Below are 13,728 nucleotides of genomic sequence, written 5' to 3'. Positions count from 1 at the left end.
TCCCCCTCATGGAAATGTGATGAAACCAGCTAAAGTTTACCATACTGCAAAAAGGAATGGAGCACCATCTGACCGCGCGCGGGTCAGTCCGTCAATACGGCCATGACGGCTTTCACAGAGTCCGCGGACTTCTGCAGGGCTGCTTTTTCATCGTCCGTCAGTTCGAGTTCAACAATTTTTTCTATACCGCCTTTCCCCAAAATGACCGGTACACCGAGATAGATGCCGTCCATGCCGTATTCGCCCTCCAAGTAAGCAATCGCCGGGATGACCCGTTTCTGGTCTTTCAGGATTGTTTCCGCCATCTCCGCGAGAGCTGCGGCAGGCGCATAGTATGCAGATCCGCTGCCGAGCAGATTGACGATCTCCGCCCCGCCTTTCCTCGTCCGCTCCACGATTTCCGCAATGCGCTTGCCTGTCATCAAAGTGTCGAGCGGGACGCCGCCGGCTGCCGAGCAGCGTACGAGCGGCACCATGTCATCCCCATGTCCGCCGAGAACAAATCCTGTCACGTCTTTGACGGAGACGCCCAGCTCCTGTGCCACGAATGTACGGAATCTCGCTGTGTCAAGAACACCGGACTGGCCGATCACACGCTCTTTCGGGAAGCCGGATTCTTTGAAAACCGTATACGTCATGGCATCCACCGGGTTCGTCAGGACGAGGATCGTCGTCTCCGGAGAATGTCTGACGATTTCCTGTGTCACGGATTTCATGACCTTCTGGTTCGTCTGTACAAGGTCGTCACGGCTCATGCCCGGCTTCCGGGCGATGCCTGCGGTGATGATCACCAGATCGGAATTCTTCGTATCCGCATAGTCCGCGGTTCCCGTGACTTGTGCATCGAAGCCGAGGATGGGACCGGACTCCAGCATATCAAGCGCTTTGCCCTGTGCCGGTTTTTCCATATCCGGGATATCAACCAGGACGACATCCGCCAGTTCTTTCTGCGCAATGAGGAATGCGGCTGTCGCTCCTGTGAATCCTGAACCGATCACTGTTACTTTTTTACGTGCCAATACCATAACGAAAACGCCCTTTCCTTAGTGAGATGATAGTCCGCTGGCCCTGTCGGCCGGTCATGGGATGCATCCGGTATTTTTCTGTAAACAAAAAGCAGAGGCTGTCTGGATAGCATCTGCTTTTTGTCTTCTTGTCTATTGAGTGCCTGACCGTACAGTTCGTACTCTTACAGGTTTTTGATGAGCTCGTCTGCGAACTCGGATGTCTTCACTTCGGTTGCACCGTCCATGAGACGTGCGAAGTCGTACGTGACAACTTTCGAAGCGATCGTCTTCTCGATCGACTTCGTGATCATGTCAGCCGCTTCGTTCCAGCCAAGGTGCTCAAGCATCATGACGCCAGAAAGAAGAAGGGAGGATGGGTTCACTTTGTCAAGACCTGCGTATTTCGGTGCAGTTCCGTGAGTCGCTTCGAAGATCGCGTGGCCAGTATCGTAGTTGATGTTGGCTCCTGGTGCGATACCGATGCCGCCGACCTGTGCTGCAAGTGCATCTGAAATGTAGTCGCCGTTCAGGTTCATTGTCGCAACGACGTCGAATTCTTTCGGACGTGTCAGGATCTGCTGGAGGAAGATGTCCGCGATGGAATCCTTCACGATGATCTTGCCTGCCGCTTCGGCATCAGACTGCGCTTTGTTCGCTGCATCCGTACCCTGCTCGTCCTTGATGCGGTCGTATTCGTTCCATGTGAATACTTTGTCGCCGAACTCCTGTTCAGCCACTTCATAGCCCCAGTTCTTGAAGGCGCCTTCCGTGAACTTCATGATGTTGCCTTTGTGTACGAGTGTAACGGATTTGCGTCCTTCTTTGATTGCATAGTTCAAAGCACCGCGCACAAGACGCTTCGTTCCTTCCTCTGAGATCGGCTTGATGCCGATACCTGAAGTTTCAGGGAACCGGATGTTTTTCGCGCCCATTTCGTTCTGGAGGAACTCGATCACTTTCTTGACTTCCGGAGTGCCTTCTTTGTACTCGATCCCTGCGTAGATATCTTCTGTGTTTTCACGGAAGATGACCATATCACAGTCTTCCGGATGCTTGACAGGTGAAGGGACACCTTCGAAGTAGCGGACCGGACGCAGGCATGTATAGAGGTCCAGTTCCTGACGGAGCGCTACGTTCAATGAACGGAACCCGCCGCCGATCGGTGTAGTCAGAGGTCCTTTGATGGCGATGAGATAGTCCTCGATCGTATCAAGCGTTTCCTGCGGCAGCCATTCTCCTGTTTCGTTGAATGCCTTCTCTCCTGCGAGTACTTCCTTCCACTCGATCTTGCGCTTGCCGTCATATGCTTTGTCCACAGCGCTTTCAAGGACGCGGGATGCCGCATGCCAAATATCAGGGCCTGTGCCGTCACCGATGATGAAAGGGATTACTGCGTGATCCGGTACATTCAATTTACCGTCAGTTACTGTGATTTTACCTTCGTTAGCCATTAAAATTCCTCCCTGAATCATAAGTATAGGGCCGGTATGCGCGCATACCGCCCCACTATCGTCTTTCCTGCTGCTTACCGTTCTTCGATCGGTACGTATTTCTGCATATCAGGACCTGTGTACTCCGCACGCGGACGGATCAGACGATTGTTTTCGTACTGTTCCAGAATGTGTGCAATCCAGCCCGAAATACGGGAAACCGCGAAGATCGGCGTGAACAGATCATGGTCAATCCCAAGTGAATGATATACCGATGCCGAGTAAAAATCAACATTCGGCGGCAGTTTCTTTTCGCCTGTCACGATGCCGGCGATCTGCTCGGACATACGGAAATACTTGCCTTCACCCCGGAGTTCCGTAAGTTTTTCGGACATTTCACGCAGGTGCTTTGCACGCGGATCCCCTTTGCGGTAGACACGGTGGCCGAAGCCCATGATCTTCTCTTTGTTTTCGAGCTTGCCATGGATATACTTGTCCACGTTCTCTTCGCTGCCGATCTCCATGAGCATCTTCATGACCTGCTCGTTGGCACCACCATGGAGAGGACCTTTCAACGCGCCGATTGCCGCTGTCACGCCTGAATACATATCGGATAATGTCGCAACACAGACACGTGCTGTGAATGTGGACGCATTCAGTTCGTGGTCAGCATGAAGGACGAGCGCCTTGTTGAATGCTTCGATCTCCACGTCTTCCGGCTTCTCGCCTTTCAGCATATACATGAAGTTCGCCGCATAGCCGAGTGAAGTATCCGGAGCGACCGGCTCCAGACCTTTCCGGATGCGGGCGAATGCCGTCACGACTGCCGCGATCTTCGCCTGGAGCTTGACCGCCTTCTTGTAGTTCGCTTCCTTGGACATATCTTCCGCTTCTTCGTCATATAACCCTAACATGGAGATTGCTGTGCGCAGAGCCGCCATTGGATGTACGTTTTTGATCGGATACGTTTTGAAATGAGCGAGAACTTCATCAGGCAGGGACATGTTATCCGCCAATTGCTGTTTCAGTTCGGCAAGCTCATCTTCTTTTGGAAGCCGCAAGTGCCATAGAAGATAGACTACTTCCTCGAAACTTGCATTGTTAGCCAGATCGTCAATGTCATACCCGACGTATGTAAGGGTATCATCGATGATTGAACTGATCGAGGATTGTGTCGCTACAATTCCTTCTAAACCTTTAGTAGATGTCATGAAACTCTCTCCTTCAGTCAGCAGCCGCTGCATCCTCGGTCTTCTCATCTGCCGGTCCGGACATACGGCTGTTCTGATTATATTGGTTCCGCTAAAAACGCTTACATCTGTCATTATAGTAAACTTTGTCTGTTTTGTGAATGATAATGCACACAATTCGGAGGAAATCTGTTATCGGGGAGTGTTCAGCAATCAGAAATTGGAATACTTATACGGTTTTCAAGGACTTCATCATGCCTTTCCTGCCCGCAGTGGCGGGCGGGCTGTTCCTCTTTGCCGTGCCGCCCGCCGGGGTCGCAATTATACTGGCATACTTTGCAGCACCGCTGATGAGACTGTTCCATGATGTGCTGAGAGTTCCGCGGACGCTCGCCACCTTGCTGTCGATGGGCGTCATGATCAGTGTGCTGGCCGGTCTGTCATTCATGGTGACGCACAGTATGATGGAGACCCTCACTACAGCCGAACGGCATCTGGAGCCGCTGACCGGCAGCCAGGATTGGTCAGGGGTTGCTGTCGCCTTTTTCAAGGATCATATACTGACTGCAGGCTACACGGTGGTCGAGCATGCCGTGTCGTTCTCTGCACTGCTGTTCCAGCAAGTCTTCACGGTGTTCATCTTCCTGGTCGCCTTTTTCTTCGCCCTCCGGGAGACGGGAAGGGACCGTTTCTGGTTTCTCGTCTATTTCCCGAAAGTGATGCGGGAGCAGGCACACCGTCTGTTCAGGAAAGCCGGCGAACTTGCCGGTCATTTCATCTCCATCGAGGCACGGCTGTTCTGCCTCACGTTTCTCCTGCTGACCGCCGGTTTCTTTGCGCTGTCATTCTCATCACCGATCGGTACGGCGTTTTTCATCGCGCTTGCTGACAGCCTGCCGTTCCTCGGTATCGGGCTGTTCCTGTTCCCGATGATCCTCTTCTATTACTACACAGGCAATCTGCTGTTCGGGTCTGCCCTTCTCCTGCTGTACTGCCTGGCACTCCTCAGCCGCCAGTTCGGCGAGTCGTACCTCTGGGCGTCCACGTTCCGGGTGCAGCCTGTCCATGCATTCCTGATCACGGCGAGTTCGTTCTATCTATTCGGCCTGCCGGGCATCCTTCTGACACCATTTTTGATGTACATCGCCATGAAGGTGAAGACCCACCCGAAATTCAGCGGATGATGATGGTTCCTTTTTTCATCTTTTTATAGATCTGACGGATGATGAAGGGACGGACCCACTTGCGCGGCCAGCTGAACAGCAGAAGAAGTCCGGCTGCGTCGGTGATGAACCCTGGCACAAGAAGCAGCACGCCGCCCGCGAAGATCAGCAGACCGTCGATGATCGCGGGTCCTGGGGGATCACCTAACGACATCCGCTGCCGGAAATCAGTGATTGCCCGGAATCCCTGCCGTTTCGCGAGGTATGCGCCGCCGATACCGGTGATGAAAATGATCGCGATTGTCGGAATGACGCCGAGATGGCTGCCTGCGACCAGCAGAAGAGCCAATTCAGCAGCCGGGACGGCGATGAATAGGAGTATGAGCCATTTCACAGTTTTGCCTCCTTTTGCGAAAAACCGCTGTCCCTTGTTCAGGGAAGCGGTTTTTCAGTTTATAGTACTTTGGCATGTCCTTTATAAATGACACCTGTTTCAGCGTCCATCGTGATTTCCTTATCATGCTTGATGATTTGGGTCGCTCTGTCGACACCGACAATGACAGGGATCCCCAGGTTCAGACCGACGATTGCCCCATGGCTCGTCAGACCGCCTTCTTCCGTGATGAGTCCTGCACATCTTTCAAGTACAGGAAGCATATCACGGTCCGTCGAATTCGTCACAAGAATCGCACCGTCCAACTCGCAGCCTTCCGCTTCTTCCGGCGTATTCGCAATGATCGCACGGCCATAGGCAACCGACTTCCCGATTCCCTGGCCTTTCGCGAGCATGTCGCCGATCACGTGGATCTTCATGAGATTTGTCGTTCCTGCCTCTCCGACCGGCACGCCTGCTGTGATGATGACGACATCGCCGTGCGTGACATACTTATGCTTGACGCTCTCTTCCACCGATTCCTCAAGAATCGAGTCGATGGAGCTGACGCGTCTGCCGACAATCGGATAGGCACCCCAGACGAGTGTCAGTCTGCGGGCGATCGATTCGGAGGAAGTGACGGAAATGATCGGGCATCCAGGACGGTATTTCGCAATCATCCGCGCAGTCGTCCCGCTTTCGGTCGGTGCAATGACCGCATTGACGTTCAGGTTGATGGCCGTGTAGGCAGCTGCCTGACCGATCGCATCCGTCAGATTGCCGTGCTTTTCACGGCGTCTAGTCGTGATGAACGCACGGTAATCGAATGACTCCTCGATCTTCCGCGCGATGCGGTCCATCGTTTCCACCGACTCGGCAGGATACAGGCCGGCCGCCGTTTCACCTGACAGCATGATCGCATCGGATCCGTCGAAGATGGCGTTTGCCACGTCACTCGCTTCAGCGCGGGTCGGACGCGGATTGCGCTGCATCGAATCGAGCATCTGCGTCGCTGTGATGACCGGTTTGCCCGCCTGGTTGCATTTTTCGATCAGGTCCTTCTGGATGACCGGCACTTCTTCCGGCGGGATTTCCACACCCAGGTCTCCGCGCGCGACCATGAGCCCGTCGGACACTTCAATGATCGCATCGATATTATCGACACCTTCCCGATTTTCGATCTTCGGGATGATATGGATGGCTGAACCGCCGTTCTTTTCCAGCAATTCCCGGATTTCAAGGACGTCTTCCGGTCTGCGCACGAACGACGCGGCGATGAAGTCGAGTCCATGCTGAATGCCGAACAGGATGTCCTGCTTGTCCTTTTCCGTGATGCCGGGCAGCTGGACCGAAACGCCGGGTACGTTCACACCTTTTTTGTTCTTCAGTTCACCTGAATTGACGACGACCGTATGGATAAGCCCTTGGCTTTTGTCCTTCCCGGTCACTTTCAGCATGATCAACCCATCGTCCAGCAGGATTGTGTCATCTTTATCAACATCGTCGATCAGCTGGTCATACGTGATGGAGAACCGTTCTTTCGTCCCCACCACTTCGGTCATCGAGACATCTACAGCTTCACCGGTGCGCAGTTCGATCACGCCGTTTTCCATCGTATGCGTACGGATTTCCGGACCTTTCGTATCGAGCAGAATCCCGACGGTCTTCATCTTGGCATCCGCCGCTTTCCGGATCGCCTGGATGCGGTTCAGATGTTCTTCATGATCCCCGTGCGAAAAATTCAGCCGTGCGACGTTCATGCCCGCATCGATCAGCTGTTCCAGTTTTTCAGGTGATTCACTTGCTGGTCCGATCGTACAGACAATTTTCGTTTTTCTCATTGTGCTTGACCACTTCCTTTTCCTATATTGCATCAGATGGACAATTCCTTCGAAAGGTTGTACATATCTTTGTCGAACTCGTTCGCATCATCCGCCGGTTTTGCAAATACATCATCGAGAGGGTATTCGACGAGCTGGTGGCTCTTCATACCGATCGCTGCGGCAATGTTGCCTTTCAGCAGCGATTCGACCGCCCTGGCGCCGAACTGGCTGGCGAGGACGCGGTCCCGAGCAGATGGCGAGCCTCCGCGCTGGATATGACCGAGGACGGACACACGCGTATCGACTTCCTCCTCGGTGATCAGTTTCTCGGCCAGTTCGGATGCCGACATGACACCTTCCGCAACAATGATGATACTGTGCTTCTTGCCGCGCTCCGTCCCCCGCTGAAGCCGCTCGAGGATATTCGGCATGTCATACCGCTCTTCGGGGATAAGGATGGTTTCCGCACCGCCTGCGAGCCCCGCCCATAATGCCAGATCTCCCGCATTGCGCCCCATCACTTCAATGATGAATGTGCGTTCGTGGGATGTCGCTGTGTCACGGATCTTATCGATAGCATCGATGACCGTATTCAGCGCCGTGTCAAAACCGATTGTGAAATCCGTTCCGTTAATGTCATTATCGATTGTTGCGGGGACACATGCAACCGGAATGCCGAGCCGGCTCAGTTCAAGCGCACCGCGGAAAGATCCGTCGCCGCCGATGACGACCACACCTTCGATCGCATGCCGTCTGATCTGCTCCATCGCCCGCTCGCGGCCTTCTTCCGTTGTGAATTCAGGACACCGTGCAGACCTCAGCATCGTACCGCCCCGCTGGATGATATCCCCGACCGAGCCCAGTTGAAGCTGTTCGATTTTGCCGTCGATGAGGCCTTGGTAGCCGTTGAATACACCAGCCACCTCGATCCCTTCGAATATCGCTTTCCGGACGACTGCACGCACTGCAGCATTCATGCCGGGTGCATCACCGCCGCTTGTCAATACAGCAATCTTCTTCATCCTGCCACTCCTTCCTGCTTGATCTGCCATCGGGATCACTGTTCTGTGAATACCCCGATTTTCCGGAATTTATCATATCTGTCCTGGATCAGGGCATCGCGGCCGAGACCTTGCAGTTCACCCAGCCCTTTCTCCAGCATTTTTTTCATTTCCGCTGCCTGCTGTTTCGGATTACGGTGGGCACCGCCGAGCACTTCAGGAATCATATCGTCGATGATGTCCATCTCCTTCAGGTCAGGCGCGGTGATTTTCATCGCTTCCGCAGCGTCTTTCGCATAAGCGGAGTCTTTCCAGAGGATCGAAGCCGCCCCTTCCGGCGAAATGACGGAATACGTCGAGTGCTCCAGCATGTAAATGCGATTGGCGACACCGAGTGCGAGTGCACCGCCGCTGCCCCCTTCGCCGATGACGACTGAGATGACAGGAACTGTCAGGCCGGCCATTTCGACAAGGTTGCGGGCGATCGCTTCGCTCTGTCCGCGCTCTTCTGCTGCACGTCCCGGGTACGCCCCTTTCGTATCGATGAAACAGACGACCGGGCGTCCGAATTTTTCGGCCTGCTTCATGAGACGGAGCGCTTTCCGGTACCCTTCGGGATGCGGCATGCCGAATGTACGCTTCACATTCTCTTTCGTGTCTTTGCCGCGCTGGTGTCCGATGATGGTCATCGGCTGGCCGTTGAAGCAGCCGATGCCGCCTACGATCGCCGCGTCATCGCCGAATGCACGGTCGCCATGGAATTCGATGAAGTCCTCGAACAATTCCCCGATATAATCGTACGTCGTCGGCCGTTCCGGATGGCGCGCGACCTGCACACGTTCCCATGTCTCCATGTTGCCGTAGATCTCGTTTTCAAGCTTTTCGAGCCGGCTGTTCAAGTTTTCGATTTCGTCGGAAAGGTCGACTTCGTTCGTTTCCGTGAACTCTTTCAGTTCCTGGATCTTTTCCCGCAGTTTGATGATCGGTTCTTCGAATGATAGTGTTTTCTTCATTTGGCGGCTTCCTCCTTCGTATGCAGGCGGATGATCCGGGACAGCATATCCTGGAGATCATTGCGGTGGACGACCGCATCCAGCTGGCCGTGGTCCAGCAGAAACTCGGCAGTCTGGAAATTATCAGGCAGTTTTTCACGGACGGTCTGTTCGATGACGCGCCGTCCGGCAAATCCGATCAGCGCTTTCGGTTCCGCGAGGTTGATGTCGCCGACGGACGCGAAGCTTGCAGATACCCCGCCTGTTGTCGGATAGGTCATGACCGAAACATACAGCAGGCCTTTTTCCGCATGACGGTTCAGCGCCACGCTTGTCTTCGCCATCTGCATGAGCGACAGGACGCCTTCCTGCATGCGGGCGCCGCCGCTTGCAGAAAAGATCAGAACCGGCACGCCGAGTTCCGTCGCCTTCTCCACCGCTCTTGTAATCTTTTCACCTACTACCGATCCCATGGAACCCATACGGAAATGAGGATCCATCACAGCGATGGCGACTTCCTGTCCACTGATCTTGCCGGTCCCTGTCAAAACAGCCTCATTGAGACCCGTCTTTTCTGCATCCTTCTTCACTTTTGCCGTGTAGGCCGGGAATTCGAGCGGATTCTCCGTGACGAGATGGTCATCCATCGAAACGAAAGTCCCTTCGTCCATCAGGGAATCAATGCGCTCCTGTGCGGTCATCTTGAAATGGAAATCACACTTCGGGCAGACTTTCAGATTTTTCCCCAATTCCTTCGTCGGTACGACATGCTTGCACTCCGGGCATTTCGTCATGATCCCTTCCGGCACATCGTTCTTGGATTTCGCATTCGGCATGATCGCCTGCTGTTTCTTTGTATTTGTAAATAGATCCCTCAGCATTCGTTTTCGCCCCTTTTTTCCACATTGACAAGTTCAAGCCAATCATCGTAATGATGTATGGCGGACTTGCTGTTGCCGGCCTTGAGCTCGCTCAGCATTCGCACTGTGCATTCCTGCTCGGCTGCCGTCAAGATCCCCTGGTATGGGAGTCGGCTGTATTGTTTCAGTAAAAACCAGATTTTCAGTGACAGCCGGTTTCCGGCGGCTACAAGGAATTCCTTCAGTACGTCTTCACGGACAACCGGTTCGCATTCGCCGATCTTCCGGAGGAACCCATCCCATACAGGAAGGGACCGGAGCTCTGCATCCCCGGCAATCCGCTCGATTGCAGCATGTTCATGGATCCGGCAAGTCCGGTCCACATCGCGCAGCGATTGCGGATGCTGCATGATGAATGCAGACAGGATGTCGACAAGCTGGTGTTTCTTGTAATCTGCCAGAAACGTCCCTTCTCCCCTGCGCGTTTCGATCAGCCCAAGCAGTTCCAGGCTTCTCAGCGCTTCGCGGATCGTGGATCTGCCGACTTGCAGACGCTCTGCAAGCACCCGCTCCGACGGCAGCTTGTCGCCGATCTCGGCTCCTTCTTCTTTGATGATCGTCCGCAGATCACTGACGATATCCAAAAAACGTTTCGATGATGGCCGAGAATTTTCCATTGTCAAACTCCTTTTGCACACCATTCTTGAGTGGTCTGACCACTTTCACTGTATAAGCATACAAAAAAGGGGGCCTTGCGTAAAGGGATAACTGTAAACTATTCTCGCTCTCCTTCCGCCTTGCCGGGGTCTGCTATTTGGTCGGCCAGGAGCTGCGGCTGGCCGTTCCTGATTTCCACTTTCCCCCTGCAGACAAGCATTGACTGATCTGTCAGTATACGGCTTGTGGATGCATACACTTTCGGGAACACCGTTACGGAGAGGCTTCCGGTTTCATCTTGCAGTTCGAGGAACGCCATCGCTTCCCCTTTTTTTGTGCGGATCCGTTTGCACTCCACAAGCATCCCGGCGATGGAAATACGCACGCCCGGCTTCATCTCCTGCACATCACTGATCGGTATCGTGCCCTCTTCCAGCGTTTTCTTAAAGGCTGCTGCCGGGTGTTCGGACAGATAGAAACCGAGCACTTCTTTTTCGTAATCGAGACGCTGCATATCCGGCATCGTGCCGGCAGGACTGTATTTCGGACTCGCCAGCCCGTTCAGCATCCCGGCGAACAAGTCCTCACCGTCGGATGGCCGGACGAACAACGCATGCTTCCTCGCCGCTTCGATCGAAGCGAGCAATACTTCACGGGGCTTGCCGAATTCATCGAGCGCCCCTGACTTGATGAGCGGCGGGACCGTCTTATCGTTGAATTGTTCAGCGCCTGCCGCCACCGCCAGATCGAACAGGGTCTTGAGCGGTGCCGACTGATTCCGCGCTTCTTGCACAGCTTTATAGAATTGGAACGGCACTCCTTTGACAGAGGCGATCCCAAGCCGGACCGCATCCCGTTCGGATACAGCAGACCATCTGCTTCTTGTGATTGACGGGCCTAGTACACGGATGCCTTTCGTTTTCATCTCCCCGATATATTCCGTCATCTTTTCCGGAGAGCCTGCGAGCACTGTCAGGCAGGCCGCGTAAAACTGTGCAGGGTGATTCGCCTTGAAATAGGCGAGCTGATAGGAGATGAGCGAGTAGGCGACCGCATGGCTTTTCGGGAAGCCGTAATCCGCGAACTTGACGATCAATTCGTAGATTTCGACGGCTGCTTCTTCCGGGAATCCGTTTCGTACCGCACCGGCTGCAAAATGGTTCCTCTCCTGTTCGAGCACCTCGCGCTTCTTCTTGCTGACCGCCCGGCGCAGAAGATCCGCTTCCCCGAACGTGAAGCCTGCAATCCGGCTCGCGATCTGCATGATCTGTTCCTGGTAGACGATGATGCCGTATGTCTCCGCCAGGATCGGCTCGAGGGAGGGATGGAGATAGCGGATCGGCTCCATCCCTTTCTTGCGCCGGCTGTAGAGCGGGATATTTTCCATCGGACCCGGACGGTACAGGGCGCTGATCGCGTAGATATCTTCAAACGAATCCGGCTCGATGTCCCGCAGTGCTTTCCGCATACCGGGAGATTCGAACTGGAACACACCGAGCATATCCCCCCGCCGGAACAGTTCGTATGTCGCTTCGTCGTCAAGCGGCATGGTTTCCAGGTTGACCGTGCGTCCGGTATCTTGGCGGACCGCTTTCCGGATCCTGTCGAGCAGTGTCAGATTGCGGAGTCCGAGGAAGTCCATTTTCAGCAGGCCGGCCTCTTCCGCATCATTCATCGCCCATTGGGTCAGGTAGATCGAATCACCGCCTGCCTGGAGCGGGATGGTTTCCACCAGGGGCTTCGGTGACAGGATGACTCCTGCCGCATGGGTGGATGCGTTTCTCGGCAGCCCTTCCAGCGCGAGGGAGGCGTCCATCCACTTTTGCCGGACTTCTTCCTTTGCAATCCATTCTTTCAAGGGAGCCGACTGGCCGATCCGCTCTTTCAATGCAGCGCCATGTACGGCAGCCAGGCTTTTGGAGATGAACGCCAGGTCTTCGTTCGGGAAGCCGAATACACGTGCGGTGTTCCGCGCCACCGATTTTGCCGACAGCGTGCCGGACGTGACGATCTGCGCGACGTGCGCTTTTCCATATTTGTGCGCAACGTATTCCACGACTTCCAGGCGCCGTGTATCCGCGAAATCGACATCGATATCCGGCATCGTGACCCGGTTCTTATTCAGGAACCGTTCGAAGATCAGCCCATACCGGATCGGGTCGACCGCGGTGATACCGAGCGAGAAGGCGACGAGCGAGCCGGCGGACGATCCGCGGCCCGGACCCACTTCGATGTCATTCCGCTTGGCATACTCGATGAAGTCCTGGACGATCAGGAAATAATCAGCATAGCCCATGGAGACGATGACCTCCAGTTCATAGCGGAGACGTTCCTCATAGGCTTCAGGGATCTGCCGGATTTTACGTTCCAGCCCTTCCCGGCACAGACGGCCGAGCAGTTCTGCTGCCGTATCCCCTACTGGAACAGGAAAACGCGGCATCAGCAATTGTTTCTCCGGGAGATCGACCTTACACGACAGCAGCAGATCAGCCGCCTGCTGCAGCCATTGCTCGTTTCCGCGGAACCATTCCGCAAGTTCACGTGCCTCCGGTATGTACGCATCTTTATGCAGATTCACGGGGCGCGCAGGATCATTCAGCTTGTAGCCGTCCCGGATGGCCTGGGCCGTTTCATAACTGAAGGCGTCTTCCGGGTCGATGAACCTTGCTTCACTGCATGCGAGGATGGGCAGCCCTGCGGTTTCCGCAAGCTGCACGATTGTTTGTTCTTCCTCATGGACGCTGCCGCCCGGACGAGCGACTCCGATGTACAGACTGTCCGGATCGATCTCCCTGGCGATCCGTCCGATGACAGGTTCTGAACGGAACGGATCCCAAGAAGGCGACGTCAGCGGAAGGACAGCCGCGCAGTTCGCCGTGTAGGCGTGCAGCCATTTCTCGGGAAGGTCGCCGGACTCCCGCGTCGCTGCTGCACTGCTCGCTTTCATGAGCTGTTTGAAGCCCTCTTCGTTTTTTGCATATAGATAGAAAAGTGCCGTTCCCCCTTCCGTCAGTTCGACAGATAGTGACAGGCCGATCACCGGGTGGATGCCGTATTTCGTCATCACTTTCCAGAACGAGCGGACGCCGGACAGCGAGGAATTGACGATGGCAGCGGAAACAGCTCCTCTTCTGTTCAGAAGAGGAGCCAGCCGGTCGAGTTTTATGATGCCGTTCAGGAAATCGGCTCCGGTGATCAGTTGTGGATATACAAGGGTCATCGTCCATCCCTC

At 54.7% G+C, this 13,728-nt stretch carries 11 protein-coding genes; 1 reads left to right on the top strand and 10 read right to left on the bottom strand.

Going from position 1 to position 13,728, the window contains the following annotated elements:
• Positions 1–83 precede the first annotated feature (83 nt).
• From mdh to citZ, 3 genes are all read right to left on the bottom strand, one after another.
• A complete protein-coding gene (gene mdh / locus QWT68_RS03095) occupies positions 84–1,025 on the bottom strand; it encodes a malate dehydrogenase (RefSeq protein ID WP_290149468.1) in 942 nt (313 codons plus the stop codon).
• A 164-nt stretch (positions 1,026–1,189) separates the two neighbouring features.
• Positions 1,190–2,458, bottom strand: coding sequence for an NADP-dependent isocitrate dehydrogenase (gene icd / locus QWT68_RS03090; RefSeq protein WP_040286199.1), 1,269 nt, complete (start codon positions 2,456–2,458; stop codon positions 1,190–1,192).
• A 74-nt stretch (positions 2,459–2,532) separates the two neighbouring features.
• Entirely contained in the window at positions 2,533–3,648 is a 1,116-nt protein-coding gene (gene citZ / locus QWT68_RS03085) for a citrate synthase (protein WP_040287177.1), read from the bottom strand.
• A 233-nt stretch (positions 3,649–3,881) separates the two neighbouring features.
• On the opposite strand from citZ, the gene QWT68_RS03080 reads away from it, so the two are divergent.
• Positions 3,882–4,811 (top strand): AI-2E family transporter, encoded by a 930-nt coding sequence (locus QWT68_RS03080; RefSeq protein WP_052461732.1) that lies wholly within the window; start codon positions 3,882–3,884, stop codon positions 4,809–4,811.
• Here QWT68_RS03080 and QWT68_RS03075 read toward each other — a convergent pair.
• The 7 genes from QWT68_RS03075 to QWT68_RS03045 form a co-directional block, all read right to left on the bottom strand.
• Positions 4,801–5,184: an FxsA family protein gene (locus tag QWT68_RS03075; protein ID WP_040286198.1), complete on the bottom strand. Its 384-nt coding sequence runs from the start codon at positions 5,182–5,184 to the stop codon at positions 4,801–4,803. The genes QWT68_RS03080 and QWT68_RS03075 overlap by 11 nt on opposite strands.
• Positions 5,185–5,243: 59 nt before the next feature.
• The gene (gene pyk / locus QWT68_RS03070; protein ID WP_040286197.1) at positions 5,244–7,004 is read right to left on the bottom strand and encodes a pyruvate kinase; all 1,761 of its coding nucleotides are present in this window, start codon (positions 7,002–7,004) and stop codon (positions 5,244–5,246) included.
• Between the two features lie 32 nt (positions 7,005–7,036).
• Complete coding sequence (pfkA, locus tag QWT68_RS03065; protein WP_290149462.1) at positions 7,037–8,008, bottom strand: 6-phosphofructokinase; 972 nt, start codon at positions 8,006–8,008, stop codon at positions 7,037–7,039.
• Positions 8,009–8,043: 35 nt separating this feature from the next.
• Positions 8,044–9,000 carry an acetyl-CoA carboxylase carboxyltransferase subunit alpha gene (locus tag QWT68_RS03060; protein WP_290149460.1) on the bottom strand — a complete coding sequence of 319 codons (957 nt, stop codon included), beginning with the start codon at positions 8,998–9,000 and terminating at the stop codon, positions 8,044–8,046.
• Complete coding sequence (accD, locus tag QWT68_RS03055; protein WP_040286194.1) at positions 8,997–9,860, bottom strand: acetyl-CoA carboxylase, carboxyltransferase subunit beta; 864 nt, start codon at positions 9,858–9,860, stop codon at positions 8,997–8,999. The genes QWT68_RS03060 and accD overlap by 4 nt, the downstream gene beginning before the upstream one ends.
• Entirely contained in the window at positions 9,854–10,516 is a 663-nt protein-coding gene (locus tag QWT68_RS03050; RefSeq protein WP_290149457.1) for a FadR/GntR family transcriptional regulator, read from the bottom strand. Before QWT68_RS03050 ends, accD begins: the two co-directional genes overlap by 7 nt.
• A 98-nt stretch (positions 10,517–10,614) precedes the next feature.
• On the bottom strand, positions 10,615–13,716 hold the full coding sequence (locus QWT68_RS03045) for a DNA polymerase III subunit alpha (RefSeq protein ID WP_290149455.1): 3,102 nt from the start codon (positions 13,714–13,716) through the stop codon (positions 10,615–10,617).
• Positions 13,717–13,728: the final 12 nt, after the last annotated feature.

Source organism: Sporosarcina trichiuri (assembly GCF_030406775.1).
In the GTDB taxonomy this organism is placed as follows: domain Bacteria; phylum Bacillota; class Bacilli; order Bacillales_A; family Planococcaceae; genus Sporosarcina; species Sporosarcina trichiuri.
Note: the sequence above shows the minus strand (reverse complement) of the source record. Positions and strands in the feature narration are given on the sequence as shown.